Raw genomic sequence first — 19,033 nt, forward strand, 5'->3', positions numbered from 1 at the left:
CCTGGACGATTGTGCATTGCATTCGTCTTGATCTTGCTTGCCCCCATCACATGGGCAGAGCGCAGGGATGTCAAGTCTTGCGCATCAGCGCGAGGCGAACTGCTGCTCGACAAAGGCCGTGACAAATCGCGGCATGGTCGGCCTGAGATCACTCATCCCGCGCACGAGATGAATGGCCGACAATTCGGGCTCGTCCTCGCTGGCGAGGTTGGCTTCGATGCGGGCGCGCGCCTCCTCGCCGGACATATCCAGGTTGAGTACCTGCATCATCGCAATCGCAGGGCCACTGACGATGCAGTGCCAGTCCGGCTCGGCCCGAAAGTCCGCCGCGGTGAGGCCGGTCTCTTCCTCGAGCTCGCGGACGACGCTGCCGGGAATGTCCAGCGTGTCACCCCTGACGTCGTCGAGATCGGGCGTGCCCGAGGGGAAATAGATACGGCCCGCATTGGCGGTGTGCGGCGCCATCTCACCCATGACGAAGGCGCCGTCGGCGCTGCGCAGCGCGCCCATGCCAAAACCGTTGAACACGGCAGGCCCAGGAAAGCCCCAGTCACGCCAGGCGAGGAAGCTGGCGAAATCGGTCTCGAAATAGGTCGCAGCGAAACAGCCGTCCGCGAACACGGGATCGCGCCCGAGCAGGACGCGGCCGTTCCAGATCTTTGGCCGCTCGCGCTGCTTTTCGGCGAAATGCGCCGCGATCTCGTCGCGCCATTCCTCCGCGAACGGCCAGACGATCGGCCGCACGGCAAGATCGAGCGTGGTGACGCGATGAATGATCGGCGACGTCATGAGCGACGGCTACCTCATCTTCGCGTCAGCTATTTGGCATTCCCCGTGGTCTTCTTGGCCTGCTCGACGAACTTGTTGGTGAAGGTCTTGCCGACATCGATCTTGGCATTGGCGACCTCGGGCGAGCCGACGCTGAACACCGAGAGCACGGCGTCGGCGCCCTTCGGGTCCATCTTGCCGGTCTCCGAGTACATCGGGATCGTGTTCTTCAGCGCGGCGAGATAGAGGTCCTTGTTCTTGCCGACCGTCTCCTCCGGCATCTTCGCCATGATCTCCTCGGGGGAGTGCGAATGGATCCAGGCGAGCGTGGCGAGGATCGCGTCGGTGAGCGCCTGCGTCTCCTTCTCGTGCTTGGCAACCCAGGCCGCCGTCGAGTACAGCGCGCCGCCCGGATATTCGCCGCCGAAAGTCTCGAGCGTGTCCTTCTGCGTGCGGGTGTCGGAGAGGATGCGCAGATCCTTGTGGCTGCCCTGGAGGACGGTGACGGAGGGGTCGAGCATCACGGCCGCGTCGATCTGGCCCTGCTCCATCGCGGCGACCGCGGTGGCGCCGAGACCGACGCCGATCACGGCGGCGCTGGTGGGATCGACACCGTTCTTCTTGAGCATGTATTTCAGGAAGAAGTCGGTGGAGGAGCCGGGCGCGCTGACGCCGACCTTCTTGCCGGCGAGATCCTTGACCGACTTGATGTCGTTGGTGCGCGAGGGCGCGACTACCAGCACGAGGCCGGGATAGCGGTCATAGACCACGAAGGACTGCAGCTCCTGCTTCTTGGCGGCCAGATTGACGCAATGGTCGAAATAGCCGGAGACCACGTCGGCGCTGCCGCCGAGCACGGCCTTGAGCGCGTCCGAGCCGCCCTTGAGGTCCACGAGCTCGACATTGAGGCCGGCCTTCTCGTATTCGCCGAGCTGCTTGGCCAGCACCGTCGGCAGATAGCACAGGCAGGAGCCGCCGCCGACCGCGATGGTGACCTTGCTTTGCGCCGCGGCAAATCCGGTGGTGAGCGTCAGCGCGAGCAGCGCGCCGGCGAGCCTGGCAATCGTGTTCTTCATTGGTTTCCTCCGTTCGGCCGGCGGCACCATAGAGCAGCAGGACCGGCTTGAGAAGCGCGCCTTAAGGCTCTGGCCATCGGCCTTTCGGCGCAATAGCATGGACGCACAAGAACAATTCCTGATGGGGAGGATCATCCATGAATCGCTTCACTGCCGGGCTCGCGCTGGCCGCCGCCTTTGCCGCCGGATGCGGCGCGAACCAACTGCTCCGGCCGGCGCTGGCCGCGGAAAACATCACCGCGCAGATCATCCACACCGGCGAGACGGAAGGCGACGCGCTCGGCCCCGCCAACGCCGTCGGCTACCGCTCGAAAATGTTCGCGAGCGCCGACGGCGCCACGATCTCGATCCAGGTCGGCAACGTGCCCAAGCACATGCACCCCAACACCAACGAGATCCAGTACATCCTGGACGGGACCGGGACGATCTGGCTCGGCGACAAGGAAGTGACGGTCAAGCCGGGCGACCTCGTCATCATCCCGAAGGGCACGCCGCACGGCGGCACCAAGCCGATCTCGGGACAGGTCAAGGCGATCGCGATCAAGACGCCGCCGCAGGCGCCTGATGATACCAAGCTGCTGGATTGAGACCCCTCGACCGGCGCGGGGCGAATGCTCGGGCTCGCGCCGCTGCGCGGACCCGCTTGGTCAATTCCCGCGCTAGATCGGGCGCGCCTGCTTCCGAATCTCGTTCGCGATCGGCTTGAGAGTCTCCCCCGGAAGCTGGCCAACGAGCGTGTAACCCATGCCGCCATCCGCCCACACGAAGCCCGCGACATCGCCGGTCGATTGCGGCATCATCGGCGTGTCCAGGTTGCGGTTGCTCATCGGGCGCGTCAGTACAACGAGGCGATCCCCGCGATCGTCATCGTACATGAACATCGCGGCCGGGCCATGGGACGTCGCAACCAGGCGCCCCCCCATCAGCCTGTAGCCCGAGACAGAGAGGTCCGGCACCTTCACCGGCTGCTTCAGCCGAGTCGAGACCCATCGCGTGAGCTCCGCACTCTCGGAGGCGCGAATCTCGACCGGACGCACGCGGTCCGGTGCGTAGACGCCATAAGAATAGGCTGCTTCCCGCGCCAGCGCAGACAGTCCGTTGGAACCCTCCTGCAACACGCTGCGCATGGTCCACCCGCCGAGACCGCCGATACCGAGGAGCAACATCGCAGCGATCGCTCCCCACGTTCGCAGGGGACGCCGTCTTCGGCTCTCGATGATGCGCGACAAGTTCAATTCTGCCGGCAACGGCTCGTCGGCGATCGGCGCAAGCGCGCCGCGCAGCTGCTCGCGCTGGGTAGCGAAGGCGGCAACGCGCGCAGCAACATCCGGATGATCGTTCAGGTAGGATGCGACCTCCGCGCGACGCTCGGGCTCGAGCGCCTGGTCCACATAGGCGTGGAGGTCATCCTCGGTGATCGGCCGATGGTTCATTTCACGCTCCGCAAGGCCACGACATTTCCCGCCGCAGTGCCATCCATCTCCTGCTGCAGCCTCTCCCGCGCACGCGACAGGCGCGACATCACGGTCCCGATCGGGATGTTCAGCACCACTGCCGCATCCGCGTAGGAGAGATCCTCGACTGCGACCAGCAACAACACGGCCCGCTGCTCCTCCGGGAGTTTCGCAAGCTTGCCAAGGACGTCCTGATAGATCAGCCTGTGCTCTTGCTCCGCCGCGCTGACAAGTTCCCGCTCGCCCGCATCGTCGATCGGCATATGCCTGCCCCGCGCTGTCGCCTGGCGAAACTGAGTGACAGCCAGGTTGTGAAGGATGGTGAACAGCCAGGCGCGCACGCTGCCGTCGCGCCGCTGGTGCCAGCGGCTGACGGCGCGCTCCAGGCAATCCTGAACCAGATCGTCGGCCGCGGCGCGTTCGCGCGTGAGCGCGCGGGCATAGCGGCGGAGCGCAGGGATTAGCGGCTCGACTTGAACCAGCATGTCCTTCATCAAGCGCTCCGCCATCTCGCGATTGGCGTTCGAACCGGAATCATTGAGCCTCGATCTGGACCGCCTCGCCCGGCATCGCCGCGTCGCCGGACGCGATCACCAAATAGCGCTTTGCGGCCGCGGCAGACTGGTCGACGATCTGCCGGATCGGACCGGCCGCGTTGACGATAGCGGATCCCGCCGGATTGGTCATGAAGGCTGCCAGCGGCTGCAATGGGCCGCCCCCGTCACTACGCTCCGCAAGCGCCAACACATATTTCCGCTTGGGCTGAAGTCCCGTCACTGAAGCCTGCAGGATCTGGATCAGGCCTTGATCGAAGAGCGAGACCGTGGTCGGCGCCTTACCGTGCTTTGTGCCGCCTATCGACGCGAGCGCCAGATGAGCCACCTGGCCAGCCACGCCGAGCGCCTGCAGGTTCTGGCGGTCATCCGGGTCAGGCGCAGCATTCGGAACATAGGCGATCGCTTGCGGCGCCTGGCCGATCGGAACGTTCCCAACCACTTTGTTGGTCGCGGTGTCGATGGCCGCGAGCGCGTCGGCGTTCTCCAGCCCCACATAGATGCGCGTGCCGTCGCCGGACGGCCACACGCCGTGCGGCAGATTGCCGACCGGGATCGTGGCGACTTGCGAGAAGTCGTCGGTGCGGAACACCTTCAATTCGTTCAAGCCGCCGACGGTGACATAGGCGAACGTGCCTTTGGCGGTGTGCGCGAAGTTGACGTGATTGGTGATCGGCCCGGTGTCGATCGTCTTGATTGCATTGAACGGTGGCCTTGCGTTGAACACTTGTGTCCGGCCGACGTCCTTCAGCGTGAACCACACCTGATCTCCATCGGGCGTCGCCGCAATGTTCGGACAGAACGGACTTTCTTGCTTCACCGTAGCGATGATCTTGTGCTCGACGACTGAGACGACATCGGTCTCGGGATTGAAGGACGAGCAGATGTAGCCGTATTTGCCGTCAGGTGAGAATATCTGCATCCCCGGCCCGTTCGGCGTCGTGATGCGGGTCTTCTCCTTGAAGCTCGTTGGATCGATGACGGAGATGTAATTCTCGCCGCGGACGGTAACCCAGACCTCCTTGCCGTCGGGTGTAAAGAACGCCTCGTGTGGCGACCGCCCGACATAGGTCACGTGCTTGACCGCGTTGGTCGCAGTGTCGATGAAGCTCACTGAGTTCGAGCCGATCGACACTACGGCCAGCGTCTTGTGATCGGGCGAGAAACCCATGCCGTGCACGAGCACCTGCCCCTTGTAGAGCGGGCTGAAATTGCCGGGCTGCGGGTCACCAAGCCGGATTACGCCAAGCAGTTTGTTGTCGGCAGGGTCGGTGACCGAAACCGTGTTCGAGAACTGCTCAGCCGCGTAGACCCGATCGTGATGACTAATCGGAATGTCGGGGGAGGACAGCGCGCCAGGCGCCTGCCCCGCCCATGCGACGGAGCCGGTGGCGAGCATGGTGGCCGCCAGGAAAATGGTCCTCATCATATGGCTTCGAGACTTGGTCATCTGCCGCTCCTACTTCTTCATTCCAGTGGACATGTCCATCTGCATCACAGGATGATGATGATGAACAGTTGCGATGGGAACGGATTGCGGCTGGGTCGGAGCAGGCGTGGTGTCGGTCGCCGGCTCGCCGATGGCGAGCTTCATGGCAGCGATCTCCTGCATCTGGTCGACGATGATTTCCTGAGCGATGCGCCGAAGCTGCTCGTTCTTACCGTACCGCAGCTCGATCACGGCCATGTCGATGGCGCCCTGATGATGCGGGCTCATCATCGCGACAAAGTCGCGATCGATGTCGCCGGTCGGTTTGACCGCCATGTCGTTCATCATCCTGGCCATGGCGGCATCGTTCTCTTGCAGGAAGGCGCTCTCTTCCGTGCTCGGCGCAGCAGGCGGGTTCGGATGGGTCTCGTGCGCGAAGACGATTGGAGGAAGCGCGAAAGCGACGAGAATGCGCGCGGCAAGGAACGCTGTGCCGAGCCCGAGCCTCGGCCATCGACATCTGCCTGCACGCGCCGCTACCGCGGGGCGAAACTGTGAGGGGGGCATCCTGAACTCCCATGCAGGTGGTTGCATGGGGGTTTGACGCGTGGGCGCGCGTTCTATTCCGGCCGGTCGATCACATAAATGTCAGCCGTCGGGGGCGGCGGCCTAGCCGCGCCCGTCCACGGTCGGCCGCCACACCAGCAGGCGCCGCTCGACCAGCGTCACCCCGAAGTCGATCAGGATGACGAAGGCCGACAGCACGAACATGCCGGCGAACACGCCGGCGACGTCGAACACGCCTTCGGCCTGCTGGATGAGATAGCCAAGGCCCGCCGCCGATCCCAGATATTCGCCGACGACCGCGCCGACCACGGCGAAGCCAACCGAGGTGTGCAGCGAGGAGAACATCCAGGACAGCGCCGAGGGCCAATAGACGTGCTGCATCAACTGCCGCTCGCTCATGCCGAGCATGCGGCCGTTGTCGAGCACGGTGCGGCTGACCTCCTTGACGCCCTGATAGACGTTGAAGAACACGATGAAGAACACCAGCGTCACGCCGAGCGCGACCTTGGACCAGATGCCGAGGCCGAGCCACAGCGCGAAGATCGGCGCCAACACGACGCGCGGCAGCGCGTTGACCATCTTGACGTAGGGGTCGAACACCGCGGCCACCAGCGGCTGGCGCGCGAACCAGAAGCCGATCAATACGCCGCCAGCCGATCCGATCACGAAGGCGAGGATCGATTCCGTCAGCGTGATGGCGAGATGCTTCCAGATCACGCCGGAGGCGAACCACTTTACGATCTGGCTGAAGACGTCGAGCGGGTTGGAGAAGAAGAACGGCGGCAGCAGGACCTTGCCGAACACCGGGACGGTCGACAGCACCTGCCACAGCACGATGCAGACGACCGCGACCAGGACCTGCAGCGCGAACAGCGTCGGGCGCGACATCAGACCGCCTCCGCCGCTTGCGTGGATTGCGCGTAGCCCTTCATCACCTCGTCCTTGAGCACGCTCCAGATCTCGCGATGCAGCTCGTGGAACTCCTTGTCCAGCCGCACCTCGAAGATGTCGCGCGGGCGGGCCAAGCCGACGCGCCAGTCGCCGATGATGCGCGAGGACGGACCAGCCGACATGATCACGACGCGGTCGGCGAGCGCGATGGCTTCTTCCAGATCGTGGGTCACGAACAGCACCGCCTTGCGGTCGGCGTTCCACAGATCGAGCAGCAGATTTCCCATCACCTGGCGGGTCTGTGCATCGAGCGGCCCGAACGGCTCGTCCATCAAGAGGATCTTGGGATCGCGGATCAGCACCTGTGCGAGCGCCACGCGCTTGCGCTGGCCGCCAGAGAGCATGTGCGGATAGCGGCCCGCGAAGGCGCCAAGGCCGACGGAGGTCAGCCATTGCTGCGCACGCGGCAGCGCTTCGGCCCGTGGCGTGCCCTTGATCTCGAGCCCGATCGCGACATTGTCGAGCGCGGTCTTCCAGGGGAACAGCGCATCGGCCTGGAACAGGTAACCGGCATCCCGGTTCAGCCCCGCGAGCGGCTGGTCGAAAATCCTGACGCTGCCGGCGGCCGGCTTCAGCAGCCCGGCCGCGACGTTGAGCAGCGTGGATTTGCCGCAGCCCGTGGGGCCGACAATGGCCACGAACTCGCCCTGCGCCACCGTGAGATGGGCCTTTTCCACCGCCGTATAGACCCGCCCGTCCCCGAGCCGGAACGCGACCTTGGCATCTTCCAGCGCCACCGCCGTGGGCGTCGACATATGCTTCCTCCGGATTTCGCTTGATGCCTTAGCCGCTCGCGCGCGCAAGTTCAATCACGCCGCCAAGCGTGCTAGGCATGCCGTGCCCTCCAAGGGAGGGGAAGGAAGAATGAGCTGCGTCGAATGCCTTCCAAGCCGACCATCAGCTACGCCCACGTGACCAAGCGGTTCGGCCCGCTGAGGGCTGTCGACGACGTCTCGCTCGACGTCGCCGAGGGCGAATTTCTGGCCATCGTCGGCGGCTCGGGCTCCGGCAAGACGACGCTGCTGCGGCTCGCCAACCGGCTGATCGAGGCCGAGGGCGGCACCATCACGGTCGGCGGCGAGGACGTGCAAAACGTCGACCCGGTCGCGCTGCGGCGGCGGATCGGCTACGTCTTCCAGAGCGGCGGGCTGTTTCCGCATTTGAGCGTCGCCGACAATATCGGGATCACGCCAAAGCTGCTGGGCGAGCCGGCTTCGGCGGTCGCCGCGCGGGTCGACGAGCTGCTGGAGCTGGTGCAGCTCGAGCGCGATGCGCATCGCGACCGCCTGCCGGAGGCGCTCTCCGGCGGCCAGCGCCAGCGCGTCGGGGTCGCGCGGGCGCTTGCGGCGAGGCCCCGCATCATGCTGATGGACGAGCCGTTCGGCGCGCTCGATCCCCTCACCCGCGACGCGCTCGGCGACGATTATCGCTCGCTGCATCGCAAGCTCGGCCTGACCACGGTGATGATCACCCACGACATGACGGAGGCGATCCTGCTCGCCGACCGCATCGCGGTGATGCGAGAGGGGAAGCTGCTCGCCCAGGGCACTCCCGCCGAACTGTCGCGGAGCAGCGACGCTTACGTGCTGGAGCTGTTGCGCACGCCGCGCCGCCAGGTCGAGCGGCTGAACGCGCTGCTGCCGCAGGGCGGCGCGGCATGAGCTTGCTTGCCGATCCACGCTGGGGCGAGGCGCTGGGGCATCTGCCCGATTATCTCGGCAACCATGTGCGGGTCAGTCTCGCCGCGCTCGCTCTTGGACTCGCCGTCAGCCTGCCGCTGGCCATCCTGACGCGCAACCGCCCGGCGCCGCGCGCCATCCTGCTCGCAATCGCCAGCATCGTGCAGACCGTGCCGGGCCTGGCGCTGCTCGCGCTGTTCTATCCGCTGCTGCTGCTGGCGGCATCCGTGACGCTGGCCTGGTTCGGCGTGTCCTTTTCGGCGTTCGGCTTCCTACCCGCGATGCTGGCGCTGGCGCTCTATTCGATGCTCCCGGTGCTGCGCAACGGCATCACCGGGCTCAACGGCATCGATCCCGCGCTGATCGAGGCCGCCAAGGGCGTCGGCATGACCGCGCGGCAGTCGCTGATCATGGTCGAGCTGCCGCTGGCCCTGCCGGTGATGATGGCGGGCATCCGCACCGCCGCGGTGTGGGTGATCGGCACGGCGACGCTGTCGACGCCGATCGGGCAGACCAGTCTCGGTAATTACATCTTTGCGGGATTGCAGACCCAGAACTGGGTGCTCGTGCTGTTCGGCTGCTTTGCCTCCGCCCTGCTCGCGCTCGCCGTCGATCAGTTGCTCGGCCTGATCGAGGTCGGCCTGCGCCAGCGAAGCCGCGCTCGCACCGTGCTCGGCGCCTCCGGTATCGCGGCGCTGGTTGCGGCAACGCTGGTGCCGACCATGGGCCGCTCGCCGCAAGGCTACGTCGTCGGTGCAAAAACCTTCGCCGAGCAATATGTGCTGTCGGCGTTGATGCGGGATCGGCTGCAGGCGGCGGGCCTCTCGGCCACGGCGCGCTCGGGCCTCGGCTCCAGCGTGATCTTTGGGGCATTGAAGGCCGGCGACATCGATCTCTGTGTCGATTATTCCGGCACGCTGTGGGCCAACCAGCTGCATCGCACCGACATCAAGCCGCGCGCCGAGCTGATCGCGGAGCTGAAGACGGCGCTGGCAAAGGACAACATCACGCTGCTCGGCGAGCTCGGCTTCGAGAATGCCTATGCGCTGGTGATGCCGAAGAAGCGCGCCGAGGCGCTCGGCGTCCGCACCGTCGCCGATCTCGCGGCCCATGCGCCGACGCTGTCGATCGCCGGCGATTACGAATTCTTCTCGCGCCCCGAATGGGCGGCACTGCAGAAAGCCTATGGCCTTTCGTTCCGCGCCCAGCGCCAGATGCAGCCGGACTTCATGTATGCGGCGGTGGCCAGCGGCGAGGTCGACGTCATCGCCGGCTACACCAGCGACGGCCTGATCGCGAAATACGACCTCGTCGCGCTCGACGACCCCAAGCGCGCGATCCCGCCCTACGATGCGATCCTGCTGCTCGCGCCGAAGCGCGCGGGGGATGAGCGGCTCAAGGCGGCGCTGCAACCGCTGCTCGGCAAGATCGATATCGCCACCATGCGCGAAGCAAACCTGCGCGCCAGCGGCAACGACGCGAACTCGTCGCCGGATGCGGTGGCGAAGTGGTTGTGGGAGAAAGTAGGCCGGCGATAGGGTGGGGGTTTGTAGGGCGGGCAAAGGCGCGTAAGCACCGTGCCCGCGTCTTTGGATAACGCGCGACAGGTAGTGGGCACGCTTCCGCTTTGCCCACCCTACGCACGTAGCTATCGGCGCTACAGCCCCCGGATCATTCCCGCGTCGATCAAGAGGCGGTTCAGCCGCCGCGCTTCGGCGCCGTCCCTGCAGGCGTAGAAGACGCCCTTGCAGCGGAGCATGATCTCCTTCTGCTCGGCAAAGGACGGGTCGAGCGGGATGCCCGCGGCCTCCTGGATGACCAGCGGCAGATAGGGGCCGTCGATCGTGTCCATCACGGCATCACTTTTCACCGGCTCGAAATTGACGGCATCGATCGCGTAATAGGTCGCATAGAGGCGCGGATCGTAGGCGTCGAGCCTCTTGCCGATGGCGCCCTCGTCGAGCCCGGGCTCGAGGATCCCGGGCGCGAACTCCGGCTGATGATCGCCGTATCGCACGATCAGGAAGGGCTCGCCGGGGAATGTCTTCTTCAGCCCCGCGACGAACGCCTTGTACTGCTCGGCGCTCATCGCCTGCCGGCGCAGATATTCGTCAATGGACGCTACGTTGCCCGGCGCGCGCCAGTTCGGCAGCAGGTCGGGACGGAAGCGCGTCTCCCAGGGGAAATGATTGGCGCCGAGATAGATGAAGGTGAACAGCGGCTTGTTCGGCGGCTGCTGGCCCATCAGCTGGAGCGCCTTGCCGTAGAAGAAGCTGTCGGGCTCGACATCCTTGGCGCCGAGATCCTTGGAGTCGAGGAAGCGTTCGACGCCGGTCGTCATCTGGAAACTGCGCGCCGCCATGAAGCCGCCATAGGCAGGATAGAGCGACATCGTGTCGTAGCCGCAGCGGCGCAGCGCCAGCGGCAGGCCGCGCTCGACGCGGTTTGAAGCGATGCGTGTCACGAAATAAGCGAAGCGGCCGAACGAACGCGAGGAGAGTCCCGCGAGCACGTTGTATTCGGTGAACCAGCTCGGCCCGCCATTGCTTTCGGCGAGGAACGTGCGCTGCTTGCCGTCCCAGGATTTGAAGTGGCTGCCATAGCCCTGCGGCACCTTGATGCCGGCGGCGGCGCGGATGTCGAAGCTCGATTCATCATGGATCATGATGATGTTCGGCCGGCGGCCCGCGGGATGGCAGGAATCGACCAGCGGCATGTTGAGCCGCTCATTGCTCGCGGCGGCCGATTCCATGAAGCCGTATTGCACGAAATCGGAGACCGAGCTGACGCCGGAGCGGAAGAACTTCGACAGATAGCCGTCGTCGTAATAGCCGCGCCAGGCCTCGTCAGGATGATAGAGCGAATAACCGACCAGTGCGGCGAGACAGGCCAGCTTGCAGGCGAGCGCGGGCAGGCGGCGGATGCGGAACGGATCGAGCCACCACAGCGCATACATCAGCGGCAGCGTGACGAAGCCGGCCAGGATCACCGACCAGCGCAAATTCGGGAAGATCGTGAACAGGAAGGCGACGGTGTCGCGGTCGATCATCATCAGGTCGATGAAGTTGACCGTCATCTGCACGACGTCGTGCTTCAGCCGCGACAGCAGCACCAGCACGACCACCATGGTCAGCGACAGCGCGCCCGAGAGCGCCGGCCGGCGCAGCAATGCGATCCAGAAGAAGTTGAGGATGCCCCAGGCCAGCGCGAAGGAGAGGCGCGAGCCGAAATCGGTCTCGGTCTGGTACATCAGCGCGAGCGCGGCCAGATGCGGCGCGGCAACGGCGAGCAGCCGCCAGATGCCGAGCGCGGCGACGCTCGCCAGCACGGCGGTGGTGGCAGAAGGACCTGGATTGGGCGCGGACGCCATCGAGGACACGCAAACTCTGGTCCGGTGCGGTGATGCCAAGCCGTCTGGCCGGCCCGAAACGACCAGGGCCTCCGGCGCAGCCGGAAGCCTGCACCATGTCATAAAACTGTAACGGAACGGTCAAGGACAGGCAACGCGTGTCGTGATCCGACCGGCGCTTAATCCTGGTGGGCGACGAGGCGTCAGCGCTGCCCGACCCGCATGGTGAGGAGAGACCGGCGGCGGTTGCCCGCGGCGTCAGGATTTCGCGATGCCGGCGATGAACAGATCCAGCACGCCCTCCGCCATCCGCTCGATCTCACCGGCCTCGACGCCCCAGCGCGGAAAGTGGCCGTCGAGATTCATCCTGGCAAAACCGTAAACCAGGGCGCGGCCGGCGACCTGAATGCGCTTGAGGTCCGCCGAGCGCAGCAGGCCCTGCTCCGCCGCGTCAGCCAGGATCCCCTCGGTCAGCGCGATCAGCTCGGCATTGTCACGCGTCAGTTCCGCGGAGCTGCCATGGACGAAGTAACGTCCAGTGGAGATGATCTCGAAATGGGCGGGATTGCGCATGGCCCAGTGCAGGTAGGCAAGGCCGAAGGCGTGGAAACGGGCGAGCGGCGCGGCCGCCGGGGCCGCGCTCAGGGCCGCGTCGATCTCCGCACGAAAACGCCGCTGCGCCTCCTCGGCCACGGCCGCCATCAGGGCGTCGCGATTCGGAAAGTGCCGGAACGGCGCACCCGGCGACACCGCGGCCCGGCGGGCGGCCTCGCGGACCGAGACCTCCGCTCCTTCGGCCGCAAGCTGCAGCGCAGCATCAATCAGGACGCGGCGGAGGTCGCCATGGTGATACGGCCGGGCCTGGCCTCTGGGGCGGCGGGCAGGCGGCTTGGACGGTTGACGGGCGGGCATGGGCACTTCCTAGCATCACCCGAACGTGAATGTAAGCAGCGATTACACCGTTGACCAATGCGCAGCATCGAAATGTAATCAGTGATTACATAACGGAGGGATGTCACATGTCGCAACGTCAAGATTGGCTCGAAGGCTGGCGGCTGCTGGCCGCCCTCGCCCTCAGCCTGGTGGTCCTCAGCGTGTGGATCGCCTCGATGCGGCAGTTCGAGGTCGAGGGCGTGCGGATGGTGATCCGTTTCACGGCGCGCAGCTCGCTGCTGCTGTTCTGCCTCGCCTTCAGCGCCGCAGCGCTGGCGCGGCTGTGGCCCAATGGCTGGACGCGCTGGCAGCGCCGCAACCGCCGCTATCTCGGCCTGAGCTTTGCCGCTTCCCACGCGATCCATGCGGCCGCTATCATCCTCTTCGCCAACCTGGACCCGGTCGACTTCGCGGCGGCCACCTCGCCCGTCTCCTACATCTTTGGCGGCATCGGCTATGCCGTGATCATTGCCATGAGCGCGACCTCATTCGACCGCACCGCCGCGCTGATCGGGCCGCGCGCCTGGCGGACACTGCATCTTGCCGGCGGTTATTATCTCTGGCTCCAGTTCATGGTCTCGTTCGGCAAGCGCGTGCCGGCGATGCCGCTCTATGCCGCATTCCTCATTCCGCTCCTGATCGTGATGGCGCTGCGCATGATCGCGATGGCCGGCCATCCGCGCGGGAAGACCGTCGCGGCGGGCTGAAGCGCCCATCTTACTGCGGCAGGAATCCGAGCCGCTTGGCGATGATGCGATCGAGCGTCCGCTTCGGCAGCACGCTCGCGATCAGATGCCGCATCGGGTCAGGGGTGATCTGATAGCGCACCTTCGGGCTCGCCGCGGTGAGCGCCTCGAACACGATCTCGGCGATCCGCTCGGCCGGCAGGCCCTTGGCGCCAAGGTCCATCATGAAGGCCATGACCTTGTTCAGCGCCGGCAGATAGGGCGAGTTCTGGTAGACGGAGAGATCGATCTCCTCGGCCTTGCTCCAGATCGGCGTCTTCACCGCGCCAGGGGCGACGATGATGACGTCGATGCCGAACAGCATCAATTCGCGGCGCAGACTTTCGGAAAGGCCTTCGATGGCATGCTTGGAGGTGCAATAAGGCGCCGACAGCGGATTGCCGTTCTTGCCCGCGACCGAGCTGATCATCACGATCCGCCCTTTCGGCCCCTTCAGCGAGGGGTCGGCGCCGAGCAGCGGCCCGAACGCCTGCGTCGCGATGACGGGACCGATCACGTTGATGTCCATCTGGCGGCGAAAATCGTCGGCCGACAATTCGAGCACGGGGCCGGCGACCGCGACACCGGCATTGTTGACCAGGCCAGCCAACGTCTCGCCGCCCAGCGCCTCGCGGACCGTCCGCGCGGCAGCAAGGACGGCGGCTTCGTCGGTGACGTCGAACAACAGAGGTGAGAAATTGGTGCCGAACTCGGCCGTCAGCCGATCGGCATCGACCTGCTTGCGGACGCTGCCGAAGACGCGATAGCCGCGCCCGATCAGGAATTTTGCAGTAGCCCAGCCGATGCCGGTGGACGCGCCGGTGACGACGACAGATCGCATGGTCCCCTCCCTCAGGTTCCCGCGATCATGTAGGAGGAAGGCGCCGGTGCGCAATGCCTGTCCGCGCTTCCGCGCGGACCTAGGAAAGGCCTTGCTTGGCCCGCTCGCGAAGCCGGTAGAACTGGAGCGCGGCCTTCGCGGTGCTCGGCTTCAGCCGCACGAAGCTCGCAAAGCACGCATCCGACCGCTCGCGCGTGACGTCATCGGGGCCGCCCTGAAATCTCAGCATCGCCTTGGTGGTTTCCCAGGATAGCCCAACGGCTCGCGCGAGAATGAGAAGCTGTTCAGGCTCGCCGCCGGCCAGCGCACGCTCGATCACCCCGATGGGCAGATCACACATCAGCGACAGCGCGACCGCGGTTCTGTCGAAGGAGCGTTCCTCGACGAAACCCAGCAAGCGCGCCTCGTCGAGCATTCCCCGCGAATGCATCGCGCGAACATCGGCCAGCGCCTCGGCATGCTCGCCGGACCCCGCCCGCGCCGTCGTCTGAAGCTCATCGGAGGCCTGCAAGACTGCGCCACGGATCTGCGCAGCCCGGCGAGGATCGGCCGTCTCGAGCTTGCGCCTCACCAGCTCGGAGGCCTGTCCGAACAATTTCAGCAGGGTCTCGCGCGGGATATCCGGACGAGACCAGATGCACATCGCGAGCGCGCCGTCGTCCCGCGCCCTCCTGACGAGCGTGGACATTCCCTCGGTCGAGAATCTTGCGCCGCTGTTGCCGGCGGTCCGCGCGGCGACCTCGTCGTTGCCCCGTTCGAGCAGAACGTCGGTCACGGGCTCGCTCAACCGGCTGCGTCCGGCGATGGCCAGCAGGTGATCCTGGCTTTTGGTCCGTGCGTTCTCCGCCAAGACCGCCTCGTCGAGGCGCGGCGAGTGCTCCAGGACCGCCGCGGCGACGTCGATGGCGTCGTCGAACGCGAGCAGGCGGATCGTCCTGCTGGGGGCATCGGGCAGCCTGGCCAGCCTGCTCCCGAAGGCGGCGCGAGCGGAGCTCTCGATCGTCTCGACGAGCTTGCTCATGACCTCGTCGAACAGGTCGATCTGCTCGCCCGTGAACTTGCCCGAGCCGAACACGAAGAGGTCGGTGACGTGTCGCAGGACTTCGGCGCGCTTGGACAGCTCCTTGCTGGCCAGAGCGCCTTCGAGCTGATCGATCAGACTGTCCTGCATGTCCGCCTGCCTTCATCCCGAATGCTTCGAGGCCGCCTGTTCAGGCGACGTGCCGCTTCGCTGGAATCGTCATGTCGAAATCGACGTCGGAACAGGGCACGGGACGCCCGAACAGATAGCCCTGAACGAAATCCACGCCCGTCGCGAGCAGGCTTTCGAACTGCTCCCAGCTCTCGACCCCCTTGGCGACCGTTGCGATGTCGAGACCGTCGGCCAGGGCGATCGCTGAGGCGACCGCGGCCGCACAATCCCTTCGGGTTGTGCATCCGTGCACGATCGACCGATCGATCTTGATCTTGTCGAACGGAAATCCCTGAAGAAAGCTGGCCGCCGAATACCCCATGCCGCAATCGTCAAGCACGATCGAGACCCCGAGATTCTTCAACTGCCGCATCGTGAGGAGCTGTGCCGCCGGATTCCCGCCGAGCACCGCGCCCGAGGGGACCTCGAGCTCGAGCCGCTCGGGCGACAGCCCGGTCTCGACCAGGGCGCACAGCACCACGTCGAAAAAGTCGCCCTTGAGCAACTGAGCGGCGCTGACGTTGACGGCGATCCTGACATGCGACGGCCAGGCGGCGGCATCCAGACACGCCTGCCGCAGAATCCATTCTCCAAGAGGCAACACCAGCCCCGCCGACGCGGCCGTCCCGAGGAACTGTTCGGGCGCCAGCACGCCCTTCGACGGATGATGCCAGCGCACGAAGGCTTCCACTCCGCTCATCGCGCGGGTCCTCGCATCGACCACCGGCTGATAGTGCAACTCGAATTCGTCGCGCGCCATCGCCTCGCGCAGCTCGGCTTCCATCGACTTCTTCGTATCGGCGGATTCGGTCATGTCGCTCTGGAAGATGCGGTAGTCGTTGCGACCGGCCGACTTGGTCGCGTAGAGCGCGACGTCGGCCTTCTTGAGCAGGGCTTCGGCATCCGAGCCATGCTCCGGCGCGAACGCAATTCCGACGCTGGTCCCGACGCTGACCCTGTTACCGCCGAGATCGAAGGGCTGCTCGATCAGGCCGATGATCCGTAGCGCGAGGCCAATCGCACCTTCGCTCTGGTTTTTCTCGTTCTCCTGGATGATTGCGAATTCGTCCCCGCCAAGGCGCGCCAGCACGTCGGTATCCCGAAGCGACGACTGCAATCGCTTTGCCACTTCGACCAGAAGCTGGTCGCCCGCGGCGTGACCGAGCGTATCGTTGACGGCCTTGAACCTGTCGAGGTCGAGCATCAGGACGGTGAATGTCGAGCCGTGCCGCTCGAGCCTCCGCGCCGCCTCGTCGAGCTTCTCGGAGAACACGGCGCGGTTCGCCAGTCCCGTAAGCAGGTCGTGCTGCGCCAGGAATGCGATCCGCTTCTCGTTTTTCGCGCGGTCCGTGATGTCCTCGTGGGTCGTGAGCCAGCCGCCGCCGGGCATCATGTGCCGCGCGATCGCGACCACCCGTCCGTCGGTGAGCTCGCGAATTTCGCTCGGCAGCTTCACGTTCTGCTTGCGATAGACATCCGGTGCGACGTCGGCGAAATGGGTGCCCTGCTCGCGGCGATAGTCGAGGATCTGCGCCAGCGAGGTGCCCGGCCTGATCTGGTCGCTGCCGAGATGATAGATCTCCCCGTAGCGGGCGTTCGAGACCACGATCCTCTGATCGGCGTCGAACAGGCAAAGCCCCTGGGACATGTTGTTGAGGGCGGCATCGAAGCGGAGGTTGATGACCTCCAGTTCGGCGGCCTTCTCGGCCAGCATTTGCTCGCCGCGCCTCTGCTCGGTGACGTCCTCATGCGTCGCGACCCAACCGCCGTCCGGCAGCGGCTTGCGCTGGATCAGGATCTGGCGACTGTTTTTCAGTTGATAGTCCTGCTGGCGCTGGTTCGGCATCCTCTGGAGGTGCTGATTCACCGTCAGGTTCTGGTCGGCTTCGCCGCGATCCGCATAGTGCTGCAATATCCGTTGCAGTGGCGTGCCGGGCCTGACGAGTTCGTCAGGCAGATCATACATCTGCTGATATCGGCCGTTCGATATCACGAGATTCTTGTCCGCATCGAACAGGCACAGACCCTGCGACATGTTGCTGATGGCGACGTCGAAGCGCGTATTGATGAGCTTCAGCTCGGCGGCGTGTTCGGCCAGCAGCGTCTCGTCCCGCCGCTTCTCGGTGATGTCCTGATGCGTCGCGACCCAGCCGCCGTTCTGCATCGGCGTACGCAGGATCGAGATGATGCGACCATCGGCGAGCGTGATGATCCGGGGCGCTCGCTGCTTTGCACCCTCCAGGAATTCATCGAGATCCAGAACGCCTTCTGCCGTGTTGTAGTCGCGGACGATGTTGCGGAGCGGGGTGCCTCGCTGCACCTGCGCTTCCGTGAGCCCATACATCTCGCGGTAGCGGCTGTTGGCGATCAGGAGCTTCTCGTCCGCGTCGAACATGCTGAGCCCATGGGGCATGTTGCTCAACGCGGCGTTGAAACGCGTATTCGTCTCCGCAAGCGCGGAGGTCTGTCGTTGCAGCAGCGATGTGCCAACCAGGATGACGACGACGATCGCGGCGGCCAGCGGGCCGAACAGGTAGAGATGCCGGTACCATGGCTGCAACACGTGGCTGCGGGCGTAGGTCACGACCATGACGAGCGGCAGGCCACTGACTGCCTTGTAACCGGCGACGCGGGCGATGCCGTCGACCGGGCTCGTCAATTCATAGGAGCCAGCGTCCGACTCTGGCAGATACCGGGTAAACAGCGGGCCGCCCGCAACCGACATACCGAGGACGTCCTTCTGCTCCGGCACCCGCGCCAGAATTCGCCCATTGCGGTGGAGCAGAACGACGGAGCCGTCACCGCCGAGATCGAGCGTGCGATAGATTTTCAGAAGGTACGATTGATCCAGCGGTGCGGTCACGATTCCCGCAAAGCTTCCGTCGGGATTGTTGAGCCGGCGCGAGGCCGCGCTGAACCATTTGTTGTTGACGGCAGAACGATAGGGAGGCGCAACAAACAGCCCGCTGGCAACGTTGTCGCGGTGAGCGATGAAGTGCGACATCTCGGAAATGTTGCTGCGGGCCGGCGCGTGATCGTAGGAATGCGCGATGACCTCTCCCGAAGCATCCGTCCAGCCGACCGCGACGAGAATGGAAGAGCGCCTGGCAAGTTGACGCAACGCCGCGTTGGCCGCACCCGGCCCGGCATATTTTCCGGAGAGACTTTCCTTGCGGATCGCCTCGGCCTCCAGCAGCACGCGATCGATGTCTTCAAAGGTCAGAGCGGCGTGCTCGGCCAAAATGGCGGCGAGGTTGGCCGCGTCGGTTTGTGCCGATGCGATGGCTTCCCGATAGCGGGTACCGAAATCAACGAGCAGCAACGCAACGATGAGTGCCGAAAACAGCAGACCCAGGATCGTCACGGACGATCCCGGCGATCGAGCCAATTTTCGCCAAGCTTCGAGCATTGCTCATTTTCGTTGGAGCGGACGGTCCACCGTCGCTCCGCAATGCTAAGATTCCGTTGATCGCCGAATTCCGACCAACCACCGTAGATTCTCGGGCTTTATGCAA

General features: G+C 65.2%; 17 protein-coding genes. 4 read left to right on the forward strand and 13 right to left on the reverse strand.

Translation table 11 applies throughout. From position 1 onward, the window contains the following. Positions 1-84: 84 nt before the first annotated feature. Together AC0WRY_RS27100 and AC0WRY_RS27105 are read right to left on the reverse strand one after the other, a co-directional pair. Entirely contained in the window at positions 85-789 is a 705-nt protein-coding gene (locus AC0WRY_RS27100) for an NUDIX hydrolase (RefSeq protein ID WP_194403827.1), read from the reverse strand. 29 nt (positions 790-818) lie between these two features. Further along, positions 819-1,844: an ABC transporter substrate-binding protein gene (locus AC0WRY_RS27105; protein WP_194403828.1), complete on the reverse strand. Its 1,026-nt coding sequence runs from the start codon at positions 1,842-1,844 to the stop codon at positions 819-821. Between the two features lie 137 nt (positions 1,845-1,981). Here AC0WRY_RS27105 and AC0WRY_RS27110 point away from each other — a divergent pair, with 137 nt between their 5' ends. After that, complete coding sequence (locus AC0WRY_RS27110; RefSeq protein WP_194403829.1) at positions 1,982-2,431, forward strand: cupin domain-containing protein; 450 nt, start codon at positions 1,982-1,984, stop codon at positions 2,429-2,431. A gap of 72 nt (positions 2,432-2,503) precedes the next feature. Here the strand turns inward: AC0WRY_RS27110 and AC0WRY_RS27115 are convergent, their stop codons facing one another. The 6 genes from AC0WRY_RS27115 to AC0WRY_RS27140 form a co-directional block, all read right to left on the reverse strand. Further along, positions 2,504-3,277, reverse strand: a complete 774-nt coding sequence (locus tag AC0WRY_RS27115; RefSeq protein ID WP_194403830.1) for an anti-sigma factor family protein — start codon at positions 3,275-3,277, stop codon at positions 2,504-2,506. Next, the gene (locus tag AC0WRY_RS27120) at positions 3,274-3,792 is read right to left on the reverse strand and encodes a sigma-70 family RNA polymerase sigma factor (protein ID WP_194403831.1); all 519 of its coding nucleotides are present in this window, start codon (positions 3,790-3,792) and stop codon (positions 3,274-3,276) included. Before AC0WRY_RS27120 ends, AC0WRY_RS27115 begins: the two co-directional genes overlap by 4 nt. Before the next feature lie 40 nt (positions 3,793-3,832). After that, on the reverse strand, positions 3,833-5,302 hold the full coding sequence (locus AC0WRY_RS27125) for a YncE family protein (protein WP_491121708.1): 1,470 nt from the start codon (positions 5,300-5,302) through the stop codon (positions 3,833-3,835). 9 nt (positions 5,303-5,311) lie between these two features. Continuing rightward, positions 5,312-5,848 carry a DUF305 domain-containing protein gene (locus tag AC0WRY_RS27130; protein ID WP_194403832.1) on the reverse strand — a complete coding sequence of 179 codons (537 nt, stop codon included), beginning with the start codon at positions 5,846-5,848 and terminating at the stop codon, positions 5,312-5,314. 102 nt (positions 5,849-5,950) lie between these two features. Then, a complete protein-coding gene (locus AC0WRY_RS27135) occupies positions 5,951-6,736 on the reverse strand; it encodes an ABC transporter permease (RefSeq protein WP_194403833.1) in 786 nt (261 codons plus the stop codon). Beyond that, entirely contained in the window at positions 6,736-7,554 is an 819-nt protein-coding gene (locus AC0WRY_RS27140) for an ABC transporter ATP-binding protein (protein WP_194403834.1), read from the reverse strand. Before AC0WRY_RS27140 ends, AC0WRY_RS27135 begins: the two co-directional genes overlap by 1 nt. 123 nt (positions 7,555-7,677) lie before the next feature. Between AC0WRY_RS27140 and AC0WRY_RS27145 the strand changes: the two genes are divergently transcribed. Both AC0WRY_RS27145 and AC0WRY_RS27150 read left to right on the forward strand, forming a co-directional pair. Beyond that, the gene (locus AC0WRY_RS27145) at positions 7,678-8,460 is read left to right on the forward strand and encodes an ATP-binding cassette domain-containing protein (protein ID WP_194403835.1); all 783 of its coding nucleotides are present in this window, start codon (positions 7,678-7,680) and stop codon (positions 8,458-8,460) included. Next, positions 8,457-10,016 carry a glycine betaine ABC transporter substrate-binding protein gene (locus AC0WRY_RS27150; RefSeq protein ID WP_194403836.1) on the forward strand — a complete coding sequence of 520 codons (1,560 nt, stop codon included), beginning with the start codon at positions 8,457-8,459 and terminating at the stop codon, positions 10,014-10,016. Before AC0WRY_RS27145 ends, AC0WRY_RS27150 begins: the two co-directional genes overlap by 4 nt. 119 nt (positions 10,017-10,135) lie before the next feature. Here the strand turns inward: AC0WRY_RS27150 and AC0WRY_RS27155 are convergent, their stop codons facing one another. Together AC0WRY_RS27155 and AC0WRY_RS27160 are read right to left on the reverse strand one after the other, a co-directional pair. After that, entirely contained in the window at positions 10,136-11,848 is a 1,713-nt protein-coding gene (locus AC0WRY_RS27155; RefSeq protein WP_211416359.1) for a sulfatase-like hydrolase/transferase, read from the reverse strand. Positions 11,849-12,085: 237 nt separating this feature from the next. After that, positions 12,086-12,739, reverse strand: a complete 654-nt coding sequence (locus tag AC0WRY_RS27160; protein WP_246776338.1) for a TetR/AcrR family transcriptional regulator — start codon at positions 12,737-12,739, stop codon at positions 12,086-12,088. Between the two features lie 107 nt (positions 12,740-12,846). Between AC0WRY_RS27160 and AC0WRY_RS27165 the strand changes: the two genes are divergently transcribed. Next, positions 12,847-13,467: a hypothetical protein gene (locus AC0WRY_RS27165; RefSeq protein ID WP_194403838.1), complete on the forward strand. Its 621-nt coding sequence runs from the start codon at positions 12,847-12,849 to the stop codon at positions 13,465-13,467. Between the two features lie 10 nt (positions 13,468-13,477). On the opposite strand, the gene AC0WRY_RS27170 is transcribed toward AC0WRY_RS27165, so the two are convergent. From AC0WRY_RS27170 to AC0WRY_RS27180, 3 genes are all read right to left on the reverse strand, one after another. Then, positions 13,478-14,326: an SDR family oxidoreductase gene (locus AC0WRY_RS27170; RefSeq protein ID WP_194403839.1), complete on the reverse strand. Its 849-nt coding sequence runs from the start codon at positions 14,324-14,326 to the stop codon at positions 13,478-13,480. Between the two features lie 79 nt (positions 14,327-14,405). Continuing rightward, positions 14,406-15,497, reverse strand: coding sequence for a DUF2336 domain-containing protein (locus tag AC0WRY_RS27175; RefSeq protein ID WP_194403840.1), 1,092 nt, complete (start codon positions 15,495-15,497; stop codon positions 14,406-14,408). A gap of 40 nt (positions 15,498-15,537) precedes the next feature. Next, on the reverse strand, positions 15,538-18,882 hold the full coding sequence (locus AC0WRY_RS27180; RefSeq protein WP_246776339.1) for a bifunctional diguanylate cyclase/phosphodiesterase: 3,345 nt from the start codon (positions 18,880-18,882) through the stop codon (positions 15,538-15,540). Positions 18,883-19,033: the final 151 nt, after the last annotated feature.

It is taken from the genome of Bradyrhizobium sp. T-12 (assembly GCF_058314695.1).

Coding starts and splice junctions, on each gene's coding strand:
- AC0WRY_RS27100 (WP_194403827.1), bottom strand. CDS start 789: ATGACGTCGCCGATCATTCATCGCGTCACCACGCTCGATCTTGCCGTG.
- AC0WRY_RS27105 (WP_194403828.1), bottom strand. CDS start 1,844: ATGAAGAACACGATTGCCAGGCTCGCCGGCGCGCTGCTCGCGCTGACG.
- AC0WRY_RS27110 (WP_194403829.1), top strand. CDS start 1,982: ATGAATCGCTTCACTGCCGGGCTCGCGCTGGCCGCCGCCTTTGCCGCC.
- AC0WRY_RS27115 (WP_194403830.1), bottom strand. CDS start 3,277: ATGAACCATCGGCCGATCACCGAGGATGACCTCCACGCCTATGTGGAC.
- AC0WRY_RS27120 (WP_194403831.1), bottom strand. CDS start 3,792: ATGAAGGACATGCTGGTTCAAGTCGAGCCGCTAATCCCTGCGCTCCGC.
- AC0WRY_RS27125 (WP_491121708.1), bottom strand. CDS start 5,302: ATGACCAAGTCTCGAAGCCATATGATGAGGACCATTTTCCTGGCGGCC.
- AC0WRY_RS27130 (WP_194403832.1), bottom strand. CDS start 5,848: ATGCCCCCCTCACAGTTTCGCCCCGCGGTAGCGGCGCGTGCAGGCAGA.
- AC0WRY_RS27135 (WP_194403833.1), bottom strand. CDS start 6,736: ATGTCGCGCCCGACGCTGTTCGCGCTGCAGGTCCTGGTCGCGGTCGTC.
- AC0WRY_RS27140 (WP_194403834.1), bottom strand. CDS start 7,554: ATGTCGACGCCCACGGCGGTGGCGCTGGAAGATGCCAAGGTCGCGTTC.
- AC0WRY_RS27145 (WP_194403835.1), top strand. CDS start 7,678: ATGCCTTCCAAGCCGACCATCAGCTACGCCCACGTGACCAAGCGGTTC.
- AC0WRY_RS27150 (WP_194403836.1), top strand. CDS start 8,457: ATGAGCTTGCTTGCCGATCCACGCTGGGGCGAGGCGCTGGGGCATCTG.
- AC0WRY_RS27155 (WP_211416359.1), bottom strand. CDS start 11,848: ATGGCGTCCGCGCCCAATCCAGGTCCTTCTGCCACCACCGCCGTGCTG.
- AC0WRY_RS27160 (WP_246776338.1), bottom strand. CDS start 12,739: ATGCCCGCCCGTCAACCGTCCAAGCCGCCTGCCCGCCGCCCCAGAGGC.
- AC0WRY_RS27165 (WP_194403838.1), top strand. CDS start 12,847: ATGTCGCAACGTCAAGATTGGCTCGAAGGCTGGCGGCTGCTGGCCGCC.
- AC0WRY_RS27170 (WP_194403839.1), bottom strand. CDS start 14,326: ATGCGATCTGTCGTCGTCACCGGCGCGTCCACCGGCATCGGCTGGGCT.
- AC0WRY_RS27175 (WP_194403840.1), bottom strand. CDS start 15,497: ATGCAGGACAGTCTGATCGATCAGCTCGAAGGCGCTCTGGCCAGCAAG.